This window comes from Cognatilysobacter bugurensis (assembly GCF_014652095.1).
Taxonomy (GTDB): domain Bacteria; phylum Pseudomonadota; class Gammaproteobacteria; order Xanthomonadales; family Xanthomonadaceae; genus Cognatilysobacter; species Cognatilysobacter bugurensis.
Genome location: NZ_BMYD01000007.1, coordinates 1 through 21949 on the forward strand (window position 1 = coordinate 1; position 21949 = coordinate 21949).

24 protein-coding genes and 4 tRNA genes are annotated in these 21949 nt (G+C 68.4%); 7 read left to right on the forward strand and 21 right to left on the reverse strand.

Translation table 11 applies throughout. From position 1 onward, the window contains the following. The 12 genes from IE075_RS16045 to IE075_RS14660 all read right to left on the reverse strand — a co-directional run. The coding region (locus IE075_RS16045; protein ID WP_082559638.1) for a GTP-binding protein at window positions 1-104 on the reverse strand (104 nt) is incomplete at its 3' end. Window positions 105-142: 38 nt separating this feature from the next. Continuing rightward, window positions 143-218, reverse strand: a tRNA-Thr gene (locus IE075_RS14610). 34 nt (window positions 219-252) lie between these two features. Next, a tRNA-Gly gene (locus tag IE075_RS14615) sits at window positions 253-326 on the reverse strand. Window positions 327-428: 102 nt separating this feature from the next. After that, a tRNA-Tyr gene (locus IE075_RS14620) sits at window positions 429-514 on the reverse strand. A gap of 67 nt (window positions 515-581) precedes the next feature. Beyond that, window positions 582-1673 carry a redox-regulated ATPase YchF gene (ychF, locus tag IE075_RS14625; RefSeq protein ID WP_189457843.1) on the reverse strand — a complete coding sequence of 364 codons (1092 nt, stop codon included), beginning with the start codon at window positions 1671-1673 and terminating at the stop codon, window positions 582-584. Between the two features lie 94 nt (window positions 1674-1767). After that, window positions 1768-2349 (reverse strand): aminoacyl-tRNA hydrolase, encoded by a 582-nt coding sequence (pth, locus tag IE075_RS14630; protein ID WP_189457844.1) that lies wholly within the window; start codon window positions 2347-2349, stop codon window positions 1768-1770. Window positions 2350-2428: 79 nt separating this feature from the next. Beyond that, a complete protein-coding gene (locus IE075_RS14635; RefSeq protein ID WP_189457845.1) occupies window positions 2429-3049 on the reverse strand; it encodes a 50S ribosomal protein L25/general stress protein Ctc in 621 nt (206 codons plus the stop codon). A 137-nt stretch (window positions 3050-3186) separates the two neighbouring features. Continuing rightward, a complete protein-coding gene (locus IE075_RS14640) occupies window positions 3187-4146 on the reverse strand; it encodes a ribose-phosphate diphosphokinase (RefSeq protein ID WP_189457846.1) in 960 nt (319 codons plus the stop codon). Between the two features lie 112 nt (window positions 4147-4258). Continuing rightward, window positions 4259-4334, reverse strand: a tRNA-Gln gene (locus IE075_RS14645). A gap of 28 nt (window positions 4335-4362) precedes the next feature. Beyond that, a complete protein-coding gene (ispE, locus tag IE075_RS14650) occupies window positions 4363-5268 on the reverse strand; it encodes a 4-(cytidine 5'-diphospho)-2-C-methyl-D-erythritol kinase (protein ID WP_189457847.1) in 906 nt (301 codons plus the stop codon). A gap of 79 nt (window positions 5269-5347) precedes the next feature. Further along, window positions 5348-5956 carry a lipoprotein insertase outer membrane protein LolB gene (gene lolB / locus IE075_RS14655; RefSeq protein ID WP_189457848.1) on the reverse strand — a complete coding sequence of 203 codons (609 nt, stop codon included), beginning with the start codon at window positions 5954-5956 and terminating at the stop codon, window positions 5348-5350. After that, window positions 5953-7656: a tetratricopeptide repeat protein gene (locus IE075_RS14660; protein ID WP_189457849.1), complete on the reverse strand. Its 1704-nt coding sequence runs from the start codon at window positions 7654-7656 to the stop codon at window positions 5953-5955. Before IE075_RS14660 ends, lolB begins: the two co-directional genes overlap by 4 nt. A 134-nt stretch (window positions 7657-7790) precedes the next feature. Here IE075_RS14660 and hemA point away from each other — a divergent pair, with 134 nt between their 5' ends. The 3 genes from hemA (at window position 7791) to IE075_RS14675 (ending at window position 10943) form a co-directional block, all read left to right on the forward strand. Continuing rightward, entirely contained in the window at window positions 7791-9131 is a 1341-nt protein-coding gene (hemA, locus tag IE075_RS14665; protein ID WP_189457850.1) for a glutamyl-tRNA reductase, read from the forward strand. A 78-nt stretch (window positions 9132-9209) separates the two neighbouring features. Then, on the forward strand, window positions 9210-10295 hold the full coding sequence (gene prfA, locus IE075_RS14670) for a peptide chain release factor 1 (protein WP_189457851.1): 1086 nt from the start codon (window positions 9210-9212) through the stop codon (window positions 10293-10295). A 180-nt stretch (window positions 10296-10475) separates the two neighbouring features. Next, entirely contained in the window at window positions 10476-10943 is a 468-nt protein-coding gene (locus IE075_RS14675) for a GNAT family N-acetyltransferase (RefSeq protein WP_189457852.1), read from the forward strand. 91 nt (window positions 10944-11034) lie between these two features. Here the strand turns inward: IE075_RS14675 and IE075_RS14680 are convergent, their stop codons facing one another. The 4 genes from IE075_RS14680 to IE075_RS14695 all read right to left on the reverse strand — a co-directional run bounded on the left by IE075_RS14680 (window position 11035) and on the right by IE075_RS14695 (window position 13570). Continuing rightward, window positions 11035-11328 carry a SemiSWEET family transporter gene (locus tag IE075_RS14680; RefSeq protein WP_189457853.1) on the reverse strand — a complete coding sequence of 98 codons (294 nt, stop codon included), beginning with the start codon at window positions 11326-11328 and terminating at the stop codon, window positions 11035-11037. Between the two features lie 180 nt (window positions 11329-11508). Continuing rightward, window positions 11509-11778, reverse strand: a complete 270-nt coding sequence (locus IE075_RS14685; protein ID WP_189457854.1) for an acylphosphatase — start codon at window positions 11776-11778, stop codon at window positions 11509-11511. Further along, the gene (locus tag IE075_RS14690; protein WP_189457855.1) at window positions 11775-12329 is read right to left on the reverse strand and encodes a TlpA family protein disulfide reductase; all 555 of its coding nucleotides are present in this window, start codon (window positions 12327-12329) and stop codon (window positions 11775-11777) included. Before IE075_RS14690 ends, IE075_RS14685 begins: the two co-directional genes overlap by 4 nt. Then, window positions 12329-13570: a YihY family inner membrane protein gene (locus IE075_RS14695; RefSeq protein WP_189457902.1), complete on the reverse strand. Its 1242-nt coding sequence runs from the start codon at window positions 13568-13570 to the stop codon at window positions 12329-12331. Before IE075_RS14695 ends, IE075_RS14690 begins: the two co-directional genes overlap by 1 nt. 194 nt (window positions 13571-13764) lie before the next feature. On the opposite strand from IE075_RS14695, the gene wrbA reads away from it, so the two are divergent. The 3 genes from wrbA to IE075_RS14710 are packed head-to-tail and all read left to right on the forward strand — an operon-like array spanning window position 13765 to window position 15244. After that, window positions 13765-14355 carry an NAD(P)H:quinone oxidoreductase gene (gene wrbA, locus IE075_RS14700; RefSeq protein ID WP_189457856.1) on the forward strand — a complete coding sequence of 197 codons (591 nt, stop codon included), beginning with the start codon at window positions 13765-13767 and terminating at the stop codon, window positions 14353-14355. Window positions 14356-14360: 5 nt separating this feature from the next. After that, entirely contained in the window at window positions 14361-14696 is a 336-nt protein-coding gene (locus tag IE075_RS14705) for a DUF2069 domain-containing protein (RefSeq protein WP_189457857.1), read from the forward strand. 59 nt (window positions 14697-14755) lie between these two features. Next, a complete protein-coding gene (locus IE075_RS14710) occupies window positions 14756-15244 on the forward strand; it encodes an asparaginase domain-containing protein (RefSeq protein ID WP_189457858.1) in 489 nt (162 codons plus the stop codon). Window positions 15245-15320: 76 nt separating this feature from the next. Here the strand turns inward: IE075_RS14710 and IE075_RS14715 are convergent, their stop codons facing one another. The 3 genes from IE075_RS14715 to sufT form a co-directional block, all read right to left on the reverse strand. Next, window positions 15321-16568 carry a M12 family metallo-peptidase gene (locus IE075_RS14715; RefSeq protein WP_189457859.1) on the reverse strand — a complete coding sequence of 416 codons (1248 nt, stop codon included), beginning with the start codon at window positions 16566-16568 and terminating at the stop codon, window positions 15321-15323. Between the two features lie 105 nt (window positions 16569-16673). Continuing rightward, on the reverse strand, window positions 16674-18431 hold the full coding sequence (locus IE075_RS14720; protein WP_189457860.1) for a S8 family peptidase: 1758 nt from the start codon (window positions 18429-18431) through the stop codon (window positions 16674-16676). Between the two features lie 624 nt (window positions 18432-19055). Beyond that, window positions 19056-19613: a putative Fe-S cluster assembly protein SufT gene (sufT, locus tag IE075_RS14725; protein ID WP_189457861.1), complete on the reverse strand. Its 558-nt coding sequence runs from the start codon at window positions 19611-19613 to the stop codon at window positions 19056-19058. A gap of 104 nt (window positions 19614-19717) precedes the next feature. Here sufT and IE075_RS14730 point away from each other — a divergent pair, with 104 nt between their 5' ends. Next, window positions 19718-20137, forward strand: coding sequence for a hypothetical protein (locus tag IE075_RS14730; protein WP_189457862.1), 420 nt, complete (start codon window positions 19718-19720; stop codon window positions 20135-20137). 62 nt (window positions 20138-20199) lie between these two features. Here the strand turns inward: IE075_RS14730 and IE075_RS14735 are convergent, their stop codons facing one another. Further along, window positions 20200-21639: an NAD(P)(+) transhydrogenase (Re/Si-specific) subunit beta gene (locus IE075_RS14735; protein ID WP_189457863.1), complete on the reverse strand. Its 1440-nt coding sequence runs from the start codon at window positions 21637-21639 to the stop codon at window positions 20200-20202. Next, the gene (locus IE075_RS14740; protein ID WP_189457864.1) at window positions 21636-21941 is read right to left on the reverse strand and encodes an NAD(P) transhydrogenase subunit alpha part 2; all 306 of its coding nucleotides are present in this window, start codon (window positions 21939-21941) and stop codon (window positions 21636-21638) included. Before IE075_RS14740 ends, IE075_RS14735 begins: the two co-directional genes overlap by 4 nt. Between the last annotated feature and the right edge of the window lie 8 nt (window positions 21942-21949).

The window sequence follows — 21949 nt, forward strand, 5'->3', positions numbered from 1 at the left end:
ACCTTCGTCAGCGCCGCCGTCAGCGTCGTCTTGCCGTGGTCAACGTGACCGATCGTGCCCACGTTCACGTGGGGCTTGGTGCGCTCGAACTTACCCTTGGCCATGGTTGCGTCTCGATGAGGTCGTGCTGGTGGAATGCAATTGGTGCTCACGACTGGAATCGAACCAGCGACCTCCTCCTTACCAAGGAGGTGCTCTACCGACTGAGCTACGTGAGCAGGTTGTTCAAACAGGTGACAGTCGCGACATCAATGGAGCGGGAGACGGGGATCGAACCCGCACCATCAGCTTGGAAGGCTGAGGTTCTACCATTGAACTACTCCCGCGCCGGCCAGCTTTCGCTGACGTGACCTGCTTGGGTACTGCGCCGGCAGGCGGTGACTCCGCCGGGTGTTTCGATCGCCGCGCCAGGCGCAGACGGGTGACTCTGGTGGAGGGAGGTGGATTCGAACCACCGAAGGCGTAAGCCAGCAGATTTACAGTCTGCCCCCGTTGGCCGCTTGGGTATCCCTCCAGAGAGCCCGCAATTCTGGCGATGAGTTCGTTGGAAGTCAACGATCTGTTCAGGCATTCGCCAACGATCAGACGTTGAAGCGGAAATGCAGCACGTCGCCTTCCTGCACTCGGTACTCCTTGCCTTCCAGGCGCAGCCGACCTGCATCGCGCGCTCCGGACTCGCCGCGGTACTTCAAGTAATCGTCGAACGAGATCGTTTCGGCGCGAATGAAACCCTTCTCGAAATCGGTGTGGATCACGGCGGCTGCCTGCGGCGCGGTCGAGCCCGCGCGCACGGTCCACGCGCGGACCTCTTTGACGCCGGCGGTGAAGTAGGTCTGCAGGCCAAGCAGCTTGTAGGCCGCTCGAATCACGCGGTTCAGGCCGGGCTCGTCGAGCCCGAGGTCGGCCAGGAACGCGTCGCGGTCGGCATCCTCGAGCTGGCTGAGCTCTTCTTCGATCGCAGCCGAAACGGGCACGACTTCCGCACCCTCGCCTTTCGCGCGTTCGCGCACCGCGTCGAGGTGCGGGTTGTTCTCGAAGCCGTCCTCGAGCACGTTGGCGACGTACATGACCGGCTTGAGCGTGAGCAGGAACAGGTCGCGCACGAGCACGCGATCGTCGTCCGACAGCGCCACGGTGCGCGCCGCGCGGCCTTCGTCCAGTGCCTTGCGGATGCGGCCGAGCACCTCGAGACGCGCCTTCGCGTCCTTGTCGCCGGACTTCGCGGACCGCTCCGCGCGCTGGATCGCCTTGTCGACCGAATCCAGGTCGGCGAGCGCGAGCTCGGTGTCGATCGTTTCGATGTCCGCGATCGGATCGATCTTATTCGCGACGTGGATTACGTCGGAGTTTTCGAAGCAGCGCACGACGTGCGTGATCGCATCGACCTCACGGATATGCGCAAGGAACTTGTTGCCCAGACCTTCGCCGCTGGCCGCGCCCGCAACAAGGCCGGCGATGTCGACAAACTCGACCGCGGTCGGGATCACCTTCTGCGGCTTGACGATCTCGGCGAGCTGGCTGAGCCGCGGATCGGGCACCGGCACGACGCCGACGTTCGGTTCGATCGTGCAGAAGGGGAAGTTCGCCGCGGCGATACCCGCCTTCGTGAGCGCGTTGAAGAGGGTCGACTTGCCGACGTTCGGCAGGCCGACGATGCCGCATTTGATGCCCATGGATGGATCCGTCACTCAATCAGAAATGGGAAATGGGGCTCTGGCGTGCCGGAACGCGATTTCCGATGGCCAATCGGCCCGCAATGATGCCCGCTCAGGCCTTGGGGGTGTGAAGCCGCTTCATGGCTTCGCTGAAGTCGCCGGCGACGGCGAGCGGCAGGACATCGATCGCATCGTCGATCGCACGCAGGATCATCGCCTCGTCGTCCTTGCCGGGGCGACCGAGCACCCAGCCCGTGACCTTGTCCTTGTGCCCGGGATGGCCGATGCCGACGCGGAGGCGGTGAAACCCGCCGTGGCCGAGCAGGCGCATGGTGTCGCGCAGGCCGTTTTGACCGCCGTGCCCGCCATCGAACTTGAGTCGCGCGGTGCCGGGCGACAGGTCGAGCTCGTCATGCGCGAGCAGCGCCTGCTCGGGCTCGATCTTCCAGTAGTGCAGCGCCGCCGCGACCGATTTACCCGACAGATTCATGAAGGTGGCCGGCTTGAGCAGCCAGACCGACTGGTCGGCGATCTCGACCTTGCAGGTCTCGCCGAACAGCTTGGATTCCAAGCCGAAGCGACCGCCGAGTTTCTCGGCCAGCGCGTCCACAAACCAGAAACCCGCGTTGTGCCGGGTGCGAAGGTGTTCGGGGCCGGGGTTGCCGAGCCCGACAATCAGGCGAAGTCCTGTCATCGTTCACGTCGCTCGCCGTAAGACGCAAACGCCCGACCGCGAGGCCGGGCGTTTGCGGTGCGGCATGAGCGCCTGCGGATTACTCCGCAGCGGCGCCGTCTTCGTCCGAAGCCGCGGCTTCGACTCGGCCGTGCTTGGCGGCGACGACGGCGACGTCGTGCTCCTTGCCCAGCTTCAGCTCCGGGATCTCGACGCCGTTCGGCAGCTTGATCTGCGACAGGTGGATCACGTCGCCGACGGTCAGGCTGCTGAGGTCGACCTCGATGAATTCCGGCAGATCCTTCGGCAGGCAGCTGACTTCGACTTCGTTGAGCTCGTGCGTCACGACGACTTCCGCGGCCTTGCCGGCCGGCGACGCGTCTTCATTGAGGAAGTGCAGCGGCACCTTCGCGCGCAGCGTCTCGTTCGCATTCACGCGCTGGAAGTCCAGGTGCATGATGATCTGCTTGAACGGATGGCGCTGCATGTCACGCAGCAGCACGCTCTCGACCTTGCCGTCGATGTCGAGGCTGAGGATCGAGGAGTAGAACCACTCGTTCTGCTGGGCAAGCCAGACCTTCTCGTGGTCGAGCTGGATCGGCGTGGGCTCGGCGTTGCCGCCGTATACGATGGCCGGGATCGAGGCGGCACGACGGAGGCGGCGGCTCGCACCCTTCCCTTCGACGTTGCGGCTCGTGGCCTGGATGGTGTGTTCGGACATTGCGATTACTCACTGTTTACAGCAGGACGCCGCATCGCTGCGACGAGGAAACTCACCCGCGACCAGGTGAGTTGAAAGCGGAATGCGTGGATCGATGCGGCGCTGTTTTGAAGCGCTAGCCCGAGCCGCGCGAAATATCAGTCGACGTACAGCGAACTCACCGACTCGCCGAATGCCACGCGGCGAATCGTCTCGGCGAGCAGCTCGGCAACGCTGAGCTGGCGGATCTTCGAACAGCCGCGCGCGGCGTCGGACAACTTGATCGTGTCGGTGACGACGAGCTCGTCGAGCTGCGAATTGCTGACGTTCGTGATTGCCGCGCCCGACAGCACGGGGTGCGTGCAGTACGCGACGACCTTGACGGCGCCGTGCTCCTTGAGCGCGGCGGCCGCGGCACACAGCGTGCCGGCGGTGTCGACGATGTCGTCGACGAGCACGCAGGTCTTGCCGGCCACGTCGCCGATGATGTTCATGACCGTGGAGACGTTCGCACGCGGGCGGCGCTTGTCGATGATCGCCAGCTCGGCATCGTCGAGGCGCTTCGCGATCGCGCGGGCGCGGACCACGCCGCCAACGTCCGGCGAAACCACGATGAGGTTGTCGGTGCCGTGCGCGCGCCAGATGTCGGCCAGCAGCAGCGGCGACGCGTAGACGTTGTCGACCGGAATGTCGAAAAAGCCCTGGATCTGGTCGGCGTGCAGGTCCACGGTCAGCACACGATCGGTGCCGACCGCGCCGAACATCTTAGCCGCGACCTTCGCGGTGATCGGCACGCGCGAGCTGCGCGGGCGGCGGTCCTGACGCGCGTAGCCGAAGTACGGCACGACGGCGGTCACGTTGCTCACCGATGCGCGCTTGAGCGCGTCGACGAGCACGAGCAGTTCCATGAAGTTTTCGGCGGTCGGCGCGTTCGTCGGCTGGATGACGAACACCTCCTGCCGGCGCACGTTCTCCTCGATCTCGACCTGCACTTCGCCGTCGGAGAAGCGGCCGATGAGGGCCTTGCCGAGGCGGATGCCAAGCTCCCGGCAGACGGCTTCGGCGAGCGGCCGGTTCGCGTTGCCACTGAAGACGAGCAGGTTGCGATCGTTTTGCATGGCAGCGTGGGCCGGGACTCGTGGATCGGATTTCGGGTCGAAGCACAGACCGACCGGAGCAGCGCCTGCGGTGCGGCGCAATGGCATCCGGCGACTGGGCCGACGTCAGGTTTGGCAGGGGCGGAAGGATTCGAACCTACGAATGCCGGGATCAAAACCCGGTGCCTTAACCACTTGGCGACGCCCCTAAAAACGGTGGCTGGCTGCGGCCGCGAGTCAGTCCGTCCCGGGACTTTTCGCGGCTGCATGCCAACGTTCGAGTGCAACCGACAGCGGCGAGCGCGCTGCGCCCTGCGCGACCCAGGCCTTCAGCCCGGTCGGCAATGCACTCCGCGCGGCTTCGGCGGCCTCGCACGTGGCGAACTCGACGAAACACCCGCTGCCCGACCCCGTCAACTGCGGCGCACCGACACGCGCCAGCGCATCGAACGCGGCCTCGACGGCCGGCTCGCGGCGGCGCAATACCGGCTCGAACGCATTGCCGAGCGGTTCACCCAAAACGAAGTCGCACATTCTCACGGGCTGCGCATCGCGCGTCAATTCGGGAGCCGCGAACAAGGTGGCCGTCGGCGCATGCACACCGGGGTCGGCCAGCAGATATGCACGAGGCGGGAGATCGATCGACGCGAGCGCTTCGCCGACGCCTTCGGCCCAGGCGTTTTCGCCGCGCACGAAGACCGGCACATCGGCGCCCAATTGCAGCCCCAGCTGCGCCAGCGCGTCGACGCCCAGCCGCGTGTCCCACAGCGCGTCGAGAGCGAGCAGCACCGTCGCCGCGTCCGACGAGCCGCCGCCGAAACCGCCGCCGGCCGGAATGCGCTTATCGACGGCGATCGAAGCGCCTTTGCGTGAGTTCGTCGCCGTTTGGAGCAGCCGCGCAGCCCGCACGAGCAGGTCATCGGCCTCGTCGATGCCCGGCAGCGACTCGCCGATGCGCTCGATCCTCCCGTCGTCGCGCACCTGCAGCGCGACCTCGTCACCCCAGTCGAGCAGGCGGAAAACGGTCTGAAGCAGGTGGTAGCCGTCGGTGCGACGGCCGGTGATGCGCAGGAACAGGTTGAGTTTCGCGGGGGCGGGCCAGTACGACCAGCCTGCGCCGCGCGGCAGGCGGCTCGCGCTCATGCGGCGTGGCTGATGCGCAATGTGGGGCTTCGAATCCCGCATACATCGCGCCCCGGAGTACGCCGAAGCGACGCCCTGGTCATGTCTCGCCCCAGCTGTCGACTAGGAGGCGGACACGCGCCTCTCCACGGCGGGCGTCGACGCGCGACGGCAACAGCGGTTCCGATGCGGCGTCGGGCCAGCGGTAGTCGATCGTCCAGCCGCCCTGCTCGATTCGCGCCGGTCGACCGGTAGCGTCGTAGTGAATCGTCGCCGGGCCAAGGGCACCGGCACGCGCGCCGCGGACCCAGTCGGCCAGCGCGACGACCGGAATGTCCCAGCCCGTGGCAGTGCGCAGCAGATCGCTGGCGTCGGCGCCGACACGCGGACCGCCGTCGAGTCCCTCGAGCCGCGCCTGCCCGGCGTCGCCCGAGAGACGCCAGCCCTGCCGCGTCACGGGCGCGCTGAGCCCCACCTCGAACCGCTCGCCGGCCTGCCGCCATTCGAGGCGGCCGCTGCCGCCGTCGCGTCCGTTAGACACCGCGATGCGTCCCGTGAGCGTCCAGTCGGCGTCTTCACGAAGCGCGACCTCCCGGGACTGCTGCGCGGCCTCAGCGGCGGCCTCGGACACGGCCGGCCCGGTGCGCATCGGCGCCGAAGCGCAGGCCGCGAGCGCGAGTGAAAGCAGCACCGTCGCGATGCGGATCATGCGCCGACCTTTTCGAGCGCGCGCTGGAGAGCGCGATTGTCGGGATCGAGCTCGCGGGCCTGGTCGAAATAGCGCCGCGCCTCGTCGCGCTTGCCGCTGACCCAGAGCACTTCACCGAGGTGGGCGGCGATTTCCGCGTCCTTCTGCAGTGTGAAGGCCCGGCGCAGTTCTACGAGCGCGTCATCGAGGCGTCCGAGCCGGTAGAGCACCCAGCCGTAGCTGTCGATGATCGCGGCGTTGTCCGGCTCGGCGGCGCGGGCGCGGTCGATCAGCTCGAGCGCCTCGCGGTAGCGCGTGGTGCGGTCCGCCAGCGTGTAGCCGAGGGCGTTGAGCGCGGCGACGTTGTCGGGGTCGGCGACGAGCACTCGGCGCAGGTCGGCTTCGGCGCGGGGAATGTCGTCGCGGCGCTCCCAGGCCAGCGCCCGCGCGTACAACACTTCGGGCTCGTCGGGGAAGGCCGCGAGGCCGCGCGCGAATGCGTCCATCTCCGCGTCCGGGCGCTTGTCTTCGGCATGCAATGCGGCCTCGAGCAGATACGCGTCGCGGCGCACCTCTTCGGGGGCGGTGGCATCGCGCTGCAGTGCGCTCACCGCGGCGTATGCTTCCTCAGTGCGTTTGAGCTTGTGCAGCACGTTCGCCTCGCGCAACCGCGCCGGCCAGCGCTGCGGGCCGCCGGGGACGCCGCGATACCAGGCCAGGGCTTCATCGTGCAGTTCGAGGAACTCGGCGACCTGGCCGAGCAGCAGTCGGCGCTGCGGGTCCGGGCGGCTGCCACCCCGGCCCAGCTCGTCGTACAGCGTGCGCAGCGCGGTTTTGTTCTGCGAACGCGCGAGCAACGACGCGCGCAGGGCGTGGATGTGCTCGTCCTGGGGGCCGCGCGCGAGCACGTCCGCTGCGGCCTCGAGGTCGCCGAGGCGGTCGTATTCGCCCGCGAGTGCGAGCCTCAGCGCGCCGTCCTTTTCGATCCGGTCGGCGACGGCTTCGAGAGCCGTGCGCGCCTCGTCGCGCTTGCCGGCCTCACGCAGCTGGCTCGCGCGCAGCAGTGCAACGCGCGGCTCGCCGGGGAAGCGCCGGACCACCTCCTCGACGATGCGCTCGGCAAGCTGCGGACGCTCGAGCCGCTGCGCAAGCCCGCCGAATGCGAGCCAGGCGTCGAGATCGGCCGGCAGATGCCCGCCGTCGATCAGCGATTCGACGACACCGGCGGCCTGCGCGGGCTCCCGTGCGCCGACGCCGATCACGCCGAGCGCTTGGCGCCAGCCGTCATCGCCCGGCATCGCCACGAGCGCCACGAGGTGTTTGCGTGCCTCGGCGTCGCGCCCTTGCCGCAGCGCGAACATCGCGTCCACCGCTCGCAGCGCCGCAGGCTGACCGCCGAGGCGGTGCCAGAGCGCCAGTGCGTCGGCCGAGATGGCGTCGTTCTTTGCCAGCAGACCGATGCGCGTGGCGCGCTCGGCCAGCGCCGCGTCCTGGGCGGCTTGCGCGGCCTGCAGGTAGGCCTTTGCGGCGTCGTCAAGGCGGCCGGCCTGCAGCGCGAACTCGCCCGCAAGCAGCGGCTCGAGTGCCTTTGACGTCGCTTCGCTTGCGGCTGCAGCCTTCGGCGACGAAGCGCCTGCCGCTGGCTCGGCGGCCAGGGCGGGCGCCGCGAGCAAAGCCGTCGCAAGCACGGCACAGCGAAGCAGGCAAAACGCTGGAGGCATGACGGGGGTCCGGTTCGGGGCTGAACACGGGGCCGCTTCGCACGGAAGTGCCCCGGGGCGAGCCGCTAGAATGTCGGCTTTCGGTAGCCAGCAGCTTATCGCACGCACCTGAACGGGTTGCGGCGCACGCCACCATGACATCGGTTTCGCCCCGTCCGGACCTGCCCGGCGTGCACGTGCTCGGCCTGAATCATCAGACCGCGCCGGTCGCGTTGCGTGAGCGTGTCGCGTTTTCGGGCGAAGCGTGTGCAGCGGCCCTCGCTCAGCTGCGCACGCTGCCGGCGGTGCGCGAGGTCGCGCTGCTGTCGACCTGCAACCGCACGGAGCTTTACGCGGTCAGCGACGACGGCGACGCGCTCGCGGATTGGCTCGCGTCGCATTCGGGCACCGGGCCGGACCTCCACGCGTACCTGTACCGTCATCGCGGCGCCGACGCCGTGCGTCATCTGTTCCGCGTCGCCACCGGGCTCGACTCGCTGGTGCTCGGCGAGCCGCAGATCCTCGGGCAGGTCAAGGACGCCTGGTCGACGGCACGCACGGCGGGCGTGCTCGGCCCGCACCTCGACCGACTGTTCCAGCACGCGTTTTCGACCGCCAAGCGCGCGCGCAGCGACACCCGCATCGGTGCCAATCCGGTGTCGGTCGCGTCGGCGGCGGTGCGGCTTGCACAGGAATCGTTCGCGCGGCTCGAGGACTCCACTGTCCTGCTGATCGGCGCGGGCGAGACGATCGAGCTCGCCGCGCGCCATCTCGTGCAGGCGAAAGCGAAGCGGCTGCTCGTCGCGAACCGCACGCTCGCGCATGCGCAGGACCTCGCGACGCGCCACGGCGGCTATGCCCTTCCGCTCGCCGACCTTGCCAAGCATCTCGCCGAGGCCGATGTGGTGCTCAGTGCCACGGCGAGCCGCGAGCCGGTGCTGATCAAGGCCCAGGTCGCGGCCGCGCTCGAGGCGCGCAAGCACCGGCCGATGCTGCTGCTCGACCTTGCCGTACCGCGCGACATCGCGTCGGACGTCGCCGAGTTGCGCGACGTGTTCCTGTACACGGTCGACGACCTCGAGCGCGCGATCGAGGACAACCGGCGCCGGAGGCGCGAAGCCGCCGACGAAGCCGAGACGATCGTCGAGCTGCAGGTCGCGCGCTACGTCGAGGCGGCCGCGGCGCAGGCGCGCAGCGAGCCGCTCAAGCGCCTGCGCGCGCACGGCGACGCCGCACGGCTGGATGCACTCGCTCGCGCGCATGCACAACTCGCGGCCGGCATGGCGCCCGAGGACGCCCTCAACTACCTCGCGCATACGCTGACGAACCGTCTGCTGCATGCGCCGACCGTCGCGCTGCGGGAGGCCGCGGTGCTCGGCGATGCCGGGTTCGCGCGCGCCGCCGTCGCGATGTTCCCGGATCCCGCGTCCACGACCCCGCCGCTCGACACACCGCTCGACCCGGCGTCCGTGCTGACTCCGCCCGCCCCGAAGTAGCGACGCTCCGCTTCGACGCCGCCCGCTCGCCGGCTGCGCGCCGCGCGACGCCGTCCCGTTTGCACTGGTTTTGCCCAAATGCTCCCTACCCTGCGCCGCAAGCTCGAAGCCCTCGCCGAACGTCGCGACGAGCTCGAGCGCCTGCTCGCCGACCCTGAGGTCATCGGCGACGCCGATCGATTCCGCCGTTTTTCGCGCGAGTTTTCGCAGCTCGAGCCCGTAGCCGTCGCGCTCGGATCCGAAGCCGCGGCACGCCAGGACCTGGCGACCGCCGAGGCCATGCGCAGCGACCCCGAACTACGCGAGCTGGCCGACGAGGAAATCGCGGCCGCGCACGCGCGCCTGCAACAGCTCGAAGCCGAACTGCTCGCGCATCTGATCCCGCGCGACCCGCGCGACGAAGGCGACCTCTACCTCGAAGTGCGCGCCGGCACCGGTGGCGACGAGGCCGCGATCTTCGCCGGCGACCTGTTCCGCATGTACGCGCGGTACGCGGAGAAGCAGGGCTGGAAGGTCGAGATCGAATCGGCGAACCCCGGCGAGCACGGCGGCTTCAAGGAGGTCATCGCGCGCGTCGAGGGCCGCGGCGCGTATTCGCAGCTCAAGTTCGAGTCCGGCACGCACCGCGTGCAGCGCGTGCCCGAGACCGAATCGCAGGGCCGCATCCACACCTCGGCGGCGACGGTTGCGATCATTCCAGTCGAAGCCGACGAGGTCCCGGTCGATATCAGCCCGGCCGACCTGCGCGTCGACACCTTCCGCTCCTCAGGCGCCGGCGGCCAGCACGTCAATAAGACCGACTCCGCGATCCGCATCACCCACCTGCCCACCGGCACCGTGGTCGAAAGCCAGACCGAACGCAGCCAGCACGCGAACCGCGACAAGGCGATGAAGCGCCTGCGCGCGATGCTTGCCGATGCGCAGGCCGCGAAAGCCGCTGCCGCGCAGGCCGCCTCGCGCAAGCTGCAGGTCGGCAGCGGGGACCGCAGCCAGCGCGTGCGCACCTACAACTTCCCGCAGGGCCGGATCACCGACCACCGCGTCGAGGGCCTCACGCTCTACGACCTGCCGAACGTGATGACGGGCGACCTCGAAGCACTGGTCGCGAGACTGCAACAGGAGCACCGCGCCGACGAGCTTGCACAGCTGACGTCGGCGGATTGATCGCGTCCGGTGTCGCCACTGATACTGGCGGCCGGCTGCCGCTGGGGCTCGCGCGACAGATCCGAAGCGTAATTGGCGAGGTTCAGATCGTCGGCCGTGATGTTTTCGTGGCGATGGGTGATAAGACGGGCGATGAAGCGCATTAGCTAAGCTTCGGGTCCGCCTGTACGACGCACCGCCATGTCCGCCTCCGCCTCCGTCCGCTGCGCCGCGCTCGCCGATCTTGACCGGCTCGCCCTCTTGTTCGACGCCTACCGGCGTTTCTACGGACAGGCCAGCGATATTGAACGTGCGCGCGACTGGCTGCATGCCCGGCTCACGCGAGGCGAGTCGACCGTGCTGATCGCCGAGCGCGATGACGCAACTGTCGGCTTCGCGCAGCTGTATCCGATGTTCTCGTCGGTGCGCACCGCGCGGATCTGGATCCTCAACGATTTGTACGTGGACGAGTCCACTCGGCGCGGCGGCGTCGGCCGCGCACTGCTCGACGCCGCTGCGGCGTTCGCGCGTGAAGACGGCGCTGCGCGACTCATGCTCGAAACCGGTCGCGACAACGTCGCTGCGCGCGCGCTTTATCGCGCCGCCGGATGGAGCGAGGACGACAGCCAGTGGTACAGCCTTGATGCCGAAAGCCAAAGCGCGGCCTGACAGAGGCAAGGCGGCGAGCGAACCTCGCTCGCCTGTCGCGTGTCGCTCAGCTCAGCTTGGGACTGCTGCTCAAGGGGTCGCGACTAACGCTCTATCGCCCGTGCGAGTGACCTTGCTCAGCTGCCATCAACCTGCGGTTGCGCCGAAAGATCAGCTGCCCCGCGATCGCAGTCCCCAGCAGTACGCTGTTCGTGAACACGAAGACCGCGTTGCCGACGAGGGCGCTGTAGATCGTGAACAGCACGCTCGCGGTGAGCTGCCCGACGAACAGCCACGACGACAGCCCTTCCGTGCTGCGCTCGCGCCACTGCACGAAAACCTGCCGCCCAAGGGTCGCGATCAGCACGGCCGACGCCACCCATCCGATCCAGTCAGTGGGGCTCATGCGCAGTGCCTGCTGGCAGGCGGGAGAACGGCGAGACTCGCGATGAGCGACGGCATGGGAGGTCGGGCGAAAGCGGGGCTGCAGCGTCGTCGAGCCGGCGTGCGAAGCGGGTGAAACGCCAAGCACGCGTTCAGCCGACAGCAACGCCTTTACGATGTGGAGCTCAGGCGCCGTCGCTGTTCAGGCGATCACGAATCCTCCGCCTGCCTCGGATTCTTCCGCCTCCGTTCGCTCGACCCCGGTGACGCGAGCATTCGGAGGGCCATGCGCCAGCCACTGCGCGAGCGCACCAACGGACTCGGCGTCGCCCGCGGCCAGCACTTCGACGCGCCCGTCGTCGAGGTTGCGTGCATACCCCCGCAACCCCAGCCGCTGCGCTTGCTCGCGCGTCGAGGCGCGAAACCACACGCCCTGGACGGTGCCGCTGATGAAGAAGCGCGCTGCAGTCACGACGCCGGGCCGGCTTCGTCGATTGCCTTGTCGAGGTCCGCGGCGGTCACCGGGCCGAGGAAGCTTTTCGCAAGCCGCCCGTCCGGCGCGATCAGGTGCGTCATCGGCAGTCCGCGCGGCGTGTCGAACGCCTGCGGCGGGTCGGTCACGTCGACGATCGCAATCGGGTACGAGACCGGGCGCTTTGTCAGGAACGCACGCAGGTCGTCCGGTTCGATGTCTTCGTACGCCAGCCCGATCACCTCGGCGTCTTCGCGTCGCTTGTCGAACTCGTCGAGTTCGGGCATTTCCTTGATGCACGGCGCGCACCAGGTGGCCCAGAAATTCACGACGATCCAGCGCCCGCGGTGCGTCGCGAGGTCGTAGGGCGTGCCGTCCAACGTGGCGATCTGGAGCGTGGGGCGTTCGCGGTCGACCTCGGGCGCGGGGGGCGCGGTCTCGGTCGGGGTGGCAACGACCGCCGTCGAGGGCATCGTCGGTTCGGGCGTGCGCGTGCACGCGCCCAGCGCGGCCGCGAGGCAGAGTGGAATGGACAGCGAGGTCAGGCGCATCACGGGTCCCGGGGTTCTTGGAGAGTGGCGAGGCGGCGCTTGAGCAGCGCGCGCAGCGGAAGGCGGAGCTCGTCGAGCACCTCGACGGCGGCGCGCCCGATCGGATCGTCGCGCGACGGCAGATGGGCTTCGGCGATGGGAATGCGCAACTGGCAGGCTTCGTACAGATCCGCGAGCGACAGCGTCTCAAGGTCGCGCGCAAGCAGCCATTCGCCGTCCTCGGCCCGCCGCACGAGCTTGATGTCGCACAGCTGCGCGAGCAGTTGTTGCGCGAGCGCATCGGTGAGCGTGGGCTCTAGGCGCTGGATGTCGTCGATGTGCAGGCCGCGGCCGTCCACGCGGGCTTCGCGGAACCGCGCAATCAAGCGGAGCAGCGCGTAAAACTCGTAACCCTCGGGCAGCCGCAGGTGCGCGGGCTGGTACCGGAACGCCGACAGCGACGATGCGAACGAAGCGCCCAGCAGCACCGCGGTCCAGCTCAGGTAGATCCACAACAGGAAGATCGGAACGAACGCGACCGTTCCGTAGATGACCGAATACGCGCCGAAACTGCCGAGGTACAGGCTCAGGCCGCCGCGCACGGCTTCGAGCAGGATCGCCGCGACGAGCGCGCCGGCGAACGCGTAGCGCCAGTGGATCGTGCGATGCGGGACGACGCGGTAGATCACGGCGATGGCGAGGAACGAGATACTCATCGGCGCCAGCCGCAGCGCGATCTGCTCGAGTGCGCTGCCGACCTGCGTCTCGAAGACCGACAGCGCAAAGAACCGAGCCGACAGTGCGAGGCTTGCCGCCGCGAGCAGCGCACCGAGCGTCAGCACGGTCCAGTACATGAGCAAGCGACCGAACGTGGGACGCGCCGCCTTGACCCGCCAGATACGGTTGAACGCCGCCTCGATGCCGCTGATCGTGAGCAACAGCGATCCCAGCAGGGCGACCACGCCCGCGGCGGTCAGCTGGCCGGCATTCGCGGAAAACTGCCGCAGGTGGGTCTGCACCGCGCTCGCCGCACGCGGCACGAAGTTCGAGAACATGTAATCGCTGAGCCGGTCGCTCCACTCGCCGAACACCGGGAACGCCGACAGCACGCCGAACACGACCATCGACAGCGGCACGAGCGCGAAAACGGTCGTGAACGACAGCGCGCCGGCGGCCTGAAACAGGTCGTCCTCGAGCGTGCGCCCGCCGAGAAAGCGCAGGAACGCGCGCAGGCGCGCCCGGTCGCGCAGGTGGGCGTGCATGTGCGTGCGGGCGTGCGCGTGCACGGCACGCCGCAGCGCGGCGGGCGATGGCGGCAGCGGTGGCAGCAGGTCGGCCGGGCGAGGCATTAGCCCAAGCCTAAACGATTGCTCGTGGTGGCCTTTGCATTGCCCATGCGCCTCGGCGCGCCGCACCCTGCACTATCCTGTGCCGCCTTCGACCCCCGCGGTGCGCGATGCCCGAGATCCTAGTCCTCTACTACAGCCGCGGCGGCTCGGTGCTGCGCCTCGCGCGGCAGATCGCGCGCGGCGTCGAGGAAGTGCCCCGCATGGGTGCGCGCCTGCGCACCGTGCCGCCTGTGGCGCCGGTAACGACCTCCGCCGCCCCACCGGTGCCCGATGAAGGCGCGCCGTACGTCGAGCCGCACGACCTCGTCGAATGCGCGGGCCTTGCCGTGGGCAGCCCGACGCGATTCGGCAACATGGCTGCACCGGTCAAGCATTGGCTCGACGGCCTGGGTGGCGAATGGGCCAGCGGCACGCTCGTCGGCAAGCCAGCGGCGGTGTTCACCTCGACCGCGACCCACCACGGCGGCCAGGAGGCGACGCTGCTGTCGATGCACGTGCCGCTGCTCCACCACGGCTGCGTCATCGTCGGCCTGCCCTACACCGAGCCGCTGCTGAGCTCGACGCGCGGCGGCGGGACGCCGTACGGCGCGAGCCACGTCGCCGGTCCGGACGACAACCCGCAGCTCACCGACGACGAAGCACAGCTTGCCCGCGCCCTCGGCCGGCGGCTCGCTTCGATCGCGGCGAAACTCGCGTGAGCTCGATGCCGACGTCCGCGCGCGTGCTCATCGTCGCGTTGTTTGCGCTCGCGGCGCTCTTTGCGGCGTGGTTCGCGCCGCGGCCGACGCAATGGGACGAGCTCGTCGTCTTCGCGCTGCCCCCGCTGCTGCTCGCCATCGCGCGCTGGCGCGGCCGCCGTACGGCCGCGTTCTGGGCATCGGTGCTCGCGCTGGGCTGGTTCAGCCACGGCGTCATGGTGGCGTGGTCGAGGCCGGCCGAAGCCGGTTACGCGTGGGGCGAAATCGCGCTTGCGCTCGCGGTGATCTTTGCGGCGAACCTGCCGGGCCTGCGCGCGCGCTTCGGCAAACGGCGCGCCTGACCGGCCCGACGCGGTCTCGTCCGTATAATCGCGGCCTTTCCCGCGCGCGACGGACTTCGATGGACCAGCTCTGCATCGTCACCACCGGCGGCACGATCGACAAGATCTACTTCGACGACAAGTCGGATTTCCAGGTCGGCGAGCCGCAGATCGGCCGCATCCTCGACGAGCTCGGCGTCGCGTTCCGCTACAACGTGATTCCGATCATCCGCAAGGACTCGCTGCACATCACCGACGAGGACCGCGAGCTGGTCCGTGCAACGATCGCTGCGCAGAGCGCGCGCCACGTGCTGGTCACGCACGGCACCGACAGCATGGTGGAGACCGCGCAGGTGCTGTCTTCGCTGACCGACAAGACGATCGTGCTGACCGGCGCGCTCAACCCGGCCCGCTTCCGCGGCTCGGACGCCGAGTTCAACATCGGCACCGCGGTCGGTGCGGTGCAGTCGCTGCCGCCCGGCGTGTATATCGCGATGAACGGCCGCATCTGGGACCCGACGAAGGTGCGCAAGAACGTCGAGGCGAACCGGTTCGAAGCGGCGGGTTGAGTCGCACACGGATGCGTACCGCATAAGAAAACCCCGGCCGAGGCCGGGGTTTTTGCTGAAACACTTTACAGGTCGATCAGCGGAAGCCGGCAATCGTCGCCTTCGTGTTGACGAGCACGCGCTGGTTGTCGTTCTTCGTGGACGTGCCCATCGCGACGCCGCCGTAGGTCTTGTTGGGGTTCGACCAGTAGTTGATGCGCGGGCAGCTCGGCGAGCAGTTGTACGACATGATCGTGCGCCAGGCCTTGTTCGGGGCTTGGTAGCCGTGCCCGTACGCGTACGGCGTGGTGCTCGGGTCGGCCGCGGGATCGTGGCGCGCGGACTGCAGGTGGCCGATCTCGTGCGCGAAGCTGTAGTAGCCCGTCGCGCAGTTCCAGTACACGGCGGCAAATGCCGTCGAAGCCGATGAGCCAATCCCCGAGGCGAGACCGCAGGACGAGCTGTCGTTGACGACAAGCATCATCACGTCCGCCGCCACCGAGTTGCGCGTGCTGTGCACGCCGTCCATGTAGCCGTCGCTCGTGCCACGGAAGCGCGAGAGGTCGGTGCTCATGCCGACGCTGTTGTAGGTCGTCGTGTAGTAACCGGCGAGCTGCAGGGTGATGCCGACGTTCGAGTTCTTGTAGCTCTGGTTCGACTCGGCGACTGCCAAATCCACGAGCGCTCGCATGTCGCCGCCGTAGCCGTTGATCGCATTCGCGGTGGCGACGACCATCACGCGGATCGTCTGCGCCGTGCCGGAGCTCGAGCCCATCGTGCCGACCATGCCGGAGTCGCCGCCGGCCATCCGGATCTTCGGAAGCGCGTCGTACTCCGCCGGGTGGTCTTTCGGCATGCGGCTTTCGTCGACCTCGACGACCGCGTGGCCACCCTCGGGCAGCGGCCGGATGCGGTAGAGCTTGCCGTCGACGCGGACGTTGCCGGTCACGCCATTGCCGCGGCGCACCAGGATCGCCGAGTTCGCGGCGTCGCTTGCGACTTCGCGCAGCGAGCCCGGGCGGGACTTCGCGGTTTCCTTGATGCGGCCGCTCCACACAAGGCCACCCTCGCCCACCGCCTCGGCGTTTTCGAGCACGGCCGTGACGCGGCGCATGCCGAGGTCGAGTTGGATCTCTTGTGTTGAAGCGCTCACGACCGCCGGGTTCGCACGCAGGGCGCGCAGACCGGACGAGTCGGGACGCGCGGCAATCGACTGCAGCGCGGCGCGGCTCTTGGCCGTGGGGGTGAGTTCACCGACGAACAGCGGTTGGGCGGCGATGGCCGCTCCGGCGGACGCGAACAGGCCGAGGGCAACGAGCGATTGCAGGGGCTTGCGGGACTTCATGCGACTTCTCTCCTTGACGGCATGGCACGCCCGACAACCGGGCGCGGGGGGACCAAAAAAAAAGCGCCCCGGTTTTGCCGGGGCGCTGGGTGCTTCAGACCGCGATTAGAACGTGATGCTCCAGCTGTTGATGTAGCCGGTGTCGCCGCTGTAGTTGTCGTTGACGCGCAGCTTCCACGTGCCGTTCTTGAGCTCGCTCGACAGGTTCACGCTGTAGGTCGCGTTGATGTTGTCGGCGCTGCCGCCCGAACGATTGTGCAGCACGTACACCGAGCCGTCCGGCGCGATCAGGTCGACCTTCAGGTCACCGATGTAGGTGTGAACGATGTTGACCGCGACCGACGTCGGGTTGAGGCCGTAGCCGGTACGGTTGCTCACCGAGACCGGGCTTTCGACGGTCGAGTTGTCGCGGATCGAGTAGTCCGAGCTGTTCGTGTACGTCGACGTGCCGCCCGACGAACCGCCGACCGCATCCACGGCCGCACGGGCGTTGACGATGCCGTTGCCGATCGGCTTGTCGATCGACGTCGGGAACGGACGCAGCGTGCTCTTGAGCGTGCTTTCGACCGTCGACGGCGCCAGTGAACCGCCCGCCTTGGCGATCATCAGCGCGGCGACGCCGGCCACGTGAGGCGAGGCCATCGAGGTGCCCGACATCAGGCTGTAGCTCTCGGTCGACGGCGTCGTGGTGCCCGAGTTGACCGTCGAGGCGATGTCGCTGCCGGGTGCGGCCACGTCGATCAGCGAACCGTAGTTCGAGAAGCTCGAACGCGCGCCGGTGCGCGTCGTCGACGCCACGGCGATGACGTTCGAGCAGCTTGCGGGCGTGAAGCCCGAGGTGTCGGCGTTGCTGTTGCCTGCTGCGACCACGACCGTCGCACCGCGGTTGACCGCGGCGTTGATCGCGTTCTGGTACGTGCTCGAGCACGTGCCGCCGCCGCCGAGGCTCATGTTGATGACCTTGGCCGGGTATGGGTTAGCGGGAACGCCGGTGACGCTGCCGCCCGCGGCCCAGATGATGCCGTCGGTGATGTCGGACGTGTAACCGCCGCACTTGCCGAGCACGCGCACCGGCACGACCTTGGCACCGAACGCGACGCCGGCCACGCCCTTCGAATTATTCGTGAGCGCCGCCACGGTGCCGGTCACGTGCGTGCCGTGCCAGCTGGAGTTCGACGCCGGCGAGCCCGAATAGCACTCGCCCGCCGCGGCCCAGTCGCCCTGGTCGAGCGCGTTCGAGTCACGGCCGTTGCCGTCGCGCGCCATCGCCGCATCGCTGATGAAGTCGTAGCCGCCGATGATGTTGCTGCCCAGGTCGCTGTGGCTCGTGATGCCCGTATCGAGCACCGCGACCACGACGCCGCTGCCGTTCGTAACGTCCCACGCCTGGTCGGCCTTGATGCCGCCGGTCGCCTCGAAGTAATGCCATTGGTAGCCGGCGTAGTGCGTGTCGTTCGGCGTGTAGAGCGGGCGCATGATCTGGTCGACTTCGACGTACTCGACACTCGGGTCCGCCGCGATCTGCTGCATGAGCGCCTGCGCTTCGGCGCGATCGAGCTTGCGGTCGGTCTTGAGCACGTCCGCGCCCAGCGCCATGCGGCGCACGTGACCGAGCGCAACGGCCTTACCGCCGACACCGGCGCGCGCCGCGCGGGCTGCTGCGGCCTTCGCATTCGCGGGGCTCGCCCGCTCGGTGCTGCCTTCGCGATACTTGACGATGAAACGGTCGGTGCCCTGACTGCTGAGGCCACTGATGTCCGCCTTGCCGGCAAGTGCCGGGCCGGCGGCCATGGAAGCGACGACCACGGCGGTGGCGGCTGCGAGCGCGCGGACGCGGGTGCGACGCAAAATGCGATTCGACATCTGGAGAACTCTCCCGGAGAGGTTGGGCGTTCGGACAGCGGAGACTCTGATCGCGGGGCGCGGAGCCACGAGCGTCGGAGGGGTTGACGGCAGCTCGGAAAAGGACCGTCAAGCCGACGTTAGATGACCGTTTCGCGTCACGGCAAGGCGGCGCACGCATGTTTCGCGCCAAACAGTGCGACGCCCGTCACAGATCGAGAAAATAGGCCGCGTATCCAGGCCGGGAAAAGTTCTGAAGCGCGCGCAAGTGACCGGTTTCACATCGGAAACATGGGGTGCGGCAAAGTCTTAATGGCTGTTCAGCAAAGCGTCGCCACGAGGCGGCCGGCGAATGGCAAGCGGAAATCGGCCTGAAACGCTTGCGCTATATGGAATTCAGCCTCGACCGGACCCGCTTGCGCGGATCCTTGATGCACTGCACCAAACAACTGTCAAGCGCCGCAGCGGCTACGCTGTCTGGACTCGCGGGAGCGGGCGCGACGGCTGTCTTGTTCAGCAATGCACAACGCAGCGGCCGGGACCAGATGACGGCCGGCACTTGCGCGTTTTTAAGCGAAACGATCTACGGCGGCTGTCAAAAAGCGCCGCTGGGAGCGGGCGGCGGTCGCGCCGCCACGCCCCACTTCAAAGCATGCCGGTCTCGAGGCGAGCGGCTTCCGACATCATCGTGCGGTTCCACGGCGGGTCGAACACGAGCTCGACGTCGGCCTCGACGACGGTCGGAATGCGCTCGATCTTGTCGCGCACATCCGAGACGAGCACGTCGCCCATGCCGCAGCCCGGCGCCGTCAGCGTCATGCTCACCTCGACCCGGCGCTGCCCCGGCTGCTCCGGGTGCGGCACCACCGTCGCCTCGTAGACCAAGCCGAGATCGACGACGTTGATCGGGATTTCGGGATCGAAGCAGGTGCGCAGCTGCTTCCAGACCAGTTGCTCGACGGCCTCGTCGTCCGCGCCTGCGGGCAGTTCCAGCGGCTCCGGCGGCTCCTTGCCGATTGCATCCGCATCCTGCCCCGCAATGCGGAGCAGGTTGCCTTCGACGAACACCGTGTAGCTGCCGCCGAGCGCCTGCGTGATGTAGCCGATGCTGCCCGCGGGCAACGTGACGTGCTCGCCCTGGGGCACCAGGACGGCCGGGCAATCACGTTCAAAGCGGACGGGTTCGCTGCTGCGGGAATACATTAGGAAAGCCACGTTGCGCCGTTCGGCGCTGGACCGCCCATTCTAGCGGGCAGCGCCCCGGCTATGCTGTACGGCTTGCCCCGACGGGGCCCGCTGGTTCTCCGATGGATACGCTCGCTCCGCCCGCCCCCACCCGGACGTGGCTGTCATGGCTGCTGCCGCTGCTCGGGACAGCCGGCTTTGCCGCGCTGTGGGTGATCGCGGCGCTGTATGCCGACCGGCAGCTGAGCTGGATGGCCGTCGTCGGTGCCCTGGACCTCGCCTGGATGCTGCGCCTCGGCCGCTGGCCGCGGGGGCGCGCGCGCGCGATCGCGGCGATTGCGGGCACGGCGGCGATCGTCCTGCTGGCCAACTGGTGGATCATCGCGAGCCACGTGGCGGGCGCGCTCGGCCTCAGCGCCTGGGACGCGGCGGTGCGGCTGGGCTGGAACCACGCGTGGACGCTCGCCCAGCTCGCAAACGGCCCGGTGGACCTGGCATGGGTCGCGATCGCCGTGGTGGTGGCGGCGCTTACGGCGCGCTGAGAAGCGGCGACACGCGGCTTCGGAACCGCCACGGCCGGTCGGATCGTGACGGTCGCGGCTGGTTAGTGCCCGTCGTCGAGCGCCTTGAGTTCGCCCACGAGCGCCGCTGCTGCGGCCGCACCGTCGCCGTAGAGCATGCGCGTGTTGTCGGCATAGAACAGCGCGTTTTCGATGCCGGCAAACCCGGTGCCCTTGCCGCGCTTGATCACCACTGCGTTGCGCGCGTTGACGACGTCAAGGATTGGCATGCCGTAGATCGGGCTCGCCGGGTCGGTCTTCGCGACCGGGTTCACGACGTCGTTCGCGCCGATCACGAGCGCGACGTCGGTGAGCGGAAATTCGGGGTTGATGTCGTCCATGTCGACTATCAGGTCGTACGGCACGCCCGCTTCGGCGAGCAGCACGTTCATGTGGCCCGGCATGCGGCCGGCAACCGGATGGATCGCGAATTTGACGTTGATGCCGCGCGCGATGAGCTTCTGCGCGAGCTCCCAGATCTTGTGCTGCGCCTGTGCGACGGCCATGCCGTAGCCCGGGATGATCACCACGCGCTCGGCGAACGCCATCATGGCGGCGACGTCGCCCGCCTCGATCGGCTTCTGCGCACCGCTGATCGCCTGCGCCTCGCCGGTCGCGCCGAAGCTGCCGAACAAGACGTTGCGGATCGGCCGGTTCATCGCCTTCGCCATCAGCCGCGTGAGCAGCAGGCCTGCCGCGCCCACCATCATCCCGGCGATGATCAGCGCCTCGTTCGCGAGCACGTAGCCCTCGAAGGCGACCGCCAGGCCCGTCAGCGCGTTGTAGAGCGAGATCACGACGGGCATGTCGGCGCCGCCGATCGGCAGCGTCATCAGCACCCCGAGCAGCAGCGCCGCAGCGAAGAACGCGACGATCGCCACGGGCTCGAGCGTGAATGCGGCGACGCCACCCAGCACGATCGCCGCCGCGAACAGCGCCGCGTTGACGAACTGCAGGCCCGGGAACGCGTAACGCTTATCCATGCGCCCGTCGAGCTTGGCCCATGCGATGACCGAGCCCGAGAGCGACACCGCGCCGATCAGCGCGCCGACCGCCGCGAGGACGAGCGCGATGGGTGCGACAAGTGCCGGGTCGGCTGCAACTTCGCCGACGCGCGCGACCGGGCCGCGGGCGTCCTGGAGCGCGCTCAGGCGCAGCAGTTCGACCGCGCCGATTGCAGCCGCCGAGCCGCCGCCCATTCCGTTGTAGAGCGCCACCATCTGCGGCATGTCGGTGATGGCCACGCGTCGGCCGGACACCCATGCGAGCGCGCCGCCCACGGCGAGCGCGACGAGGATCAGCCCGATGTTGTGCAGGCCAGGCAGCAGGAACGTCGCCGCCGTTGCGATGACCATGCCGAGCCCCGCCCAGCGGATTCCGCTGCGGGCATTGAGCGGCGATGCCATGCGCTGCAGACCGAGCAGGAACAGCGTCGCCGCCACGAAATAGCTGGCCGCGGCGATGCCCGGAGCGCCGCCGGTCACGGGCGATCTCCGTCGGGACCCTTCGACTTCGACGGCTTGAACATGTCGAGCATGCGCTCGGTGACCACATACCCGCCGGCGGCATTGCCCGCGCCGAGCGCCACGGCGATGAACCCGATGACGCGTTCGAGCGTCGTGTCCGCGTGGCCGAGCACGACGATCGCACCGATCAGCACGATGCCGTGGATGAAGTTCGATCCCGACATCAGCGGCGTGTGCAGGATCACCGGCACGCGCGAGATGATCACGTGGCCCGCGATTGCCGCGAGCATGAAGATGTACAGCGCCGCCCAACCGTCCATCGTGCGCG

What these genes read in the sequence shown, in the direction of transcription:
- ychF (WP_189457843.1), bottom strand. Translation starts at nt 1,673, where the DNA reads ATGGGCATCAAATGCGGCATCGTCGGCCTGCCGAACGTCGGCAAGTCG.
- pth (WP_189457844.1), bottom strand. Translation starts at nt 2,349, where the DNA reads ATGACAGGACTTCGCCTGATTGTCGGGCTCGGCAACCCCGGCCCCGAA.
- IE075_RS14635 (WP_189457845.1), bottom strand. Translation starts at nt 3,049, where the DNA reads ATGTCCGAACACACCATCCAGGCCACGAGCCGCAACGTCGAAGGGAAG.
- IE075_RS14640 (WP_189457846.1), bottom strand. Translation starts at nt 4,146, where the DNA reads ATGCAAAACGATCGCAACCTGCTCGTCTTCAGTGGCAACGCGAACCGG.
- ispE (WP_189457847.1), bottom strand. Translation starts at nt 5,268, where the DNA reads ATGAGCGCGAGCCGCCTGCCGCGCGGCGCAGGCTGGTCGTACTGGCCC.
- lolB (WP_189457848.1), bottom strand. Translation starts at nt 5,956, where the DNA reads ATGATCCGCATCGCGACGGTGCTGCTTTCACTCGCGCTCGCGGCCTGC.
- IE075_RS14660 (WP_189457849.1), bottom strand. Translation starts at nt 7,656, where the DNA reads ATGCCTCCAGCGTTTTGCCTGCTTCGCTGTGCCGTGCTTGCGACGGCT.
- hemA (WP_189457850.1), top strand. Translation starts at nt 7,791, where the DNA reads ATGACATCGGTTTCGCCCCGTCCGGACCTGCCCGGCGTGCACGTGCTC.
- prfA (WP_189457851.1), top strand. Translation starts at nt 9,210, where the DNA reads ATGCTCCCTACCCTGCGCCGCAAGCTCGAAGCCCTCGCCGAACGTCGC.
- IE075_RS14675 (WP_189457852.1), top strand. Translation starts at nt 10,476, where the DNA reads ATGTCCGCCTCCGCCTCCGTCCGCTGCGCCGCGCTCGCCGATCTTGAC.
- IE075_RS14680 (WP_189457853.1), bottom strand. Translation starts at nt 11,328, where the DNA reads ATGAGCCCCACTGACTGGATCGGATGGGTGGCGTCGGCCGTGCTGATC.
- IE075_RS14690 (WP_189457855.1), bottom strand. Translation starts at nt 12,329, where the DNA reads ATGCGCCTGACCTCGCTGTCCATTCCACTCTGCCTCGCGGCCGCGCTG.
- IE075_RS14695 (WP_189457902.1), bottom strand. Translation starts at nt 13,570, where the DNA reads ATGCACGCCCACCTGCGCGACCGGGCGCGCCTGCGCGCGTTCCTGCGC.
- wrbA (WP_189457856.1), top strand. Translation starts at nt 13,765, where the DNA reads ATGCCCGAGATCCTAGTCCTCTACTACAGCCGCGGCGGCTCGGTGCTG.
- IE075_RS14705 (WP_189457857.1), top strand. Translation starts at nt 14,361, where the DNA reads ATGCCGACGTCCGCGCGCGTGCTCATCGTCGCGTTGTTTGCGCTCGCG.
- IE075_RS14710 (WP_189457858.1), top strand. Translation starts at nt 14,756, where the DNA reads ATGGACCAGCTCTGCATCGTCACCACCGGCGGCACGATCGACAAGATC.
- IE075_RS14715 (WP_189457859.1), bottom strand. Translation starts at nt 16,568, where the DNA reads ATGAAGTCCCGCAAGCCCCTGCAATCGCTCGTTGCCCTCGGCCTGTTC.
- IE075_RS14720 (WP_189457860.1), bottom strand. Translation starts at nt 18,431, where the DNA reads ATGTCGAATCGCATTTTGCGTCGCACCCGCGTCCGCGCGCTCGCAGCC.
- sufT (WP_189457861.1), bottom strand. Translation starts at nt 19,613, where the DNA reads ATGTATTCCCGCAGCAGCGAACCCGTCCGCTTTGAACGTGATTGCCCG.
- IE075_RS14730 (WP_189457862.1), top strand. Translation starts at nt 19,718, where the DNA reads ATGGATACGCTCGCTCCGCCCGCCCCCACCCGGACGTGGCTGTCATGG.
- IE075_RS14740 (WP_189457864.1), bottom strand. Translation starts at nt 21,941, where the DNA reads ATGGACGGTTGGGCGGCGCTGTACATCTTCATGCTCGCGGCAATCGCG.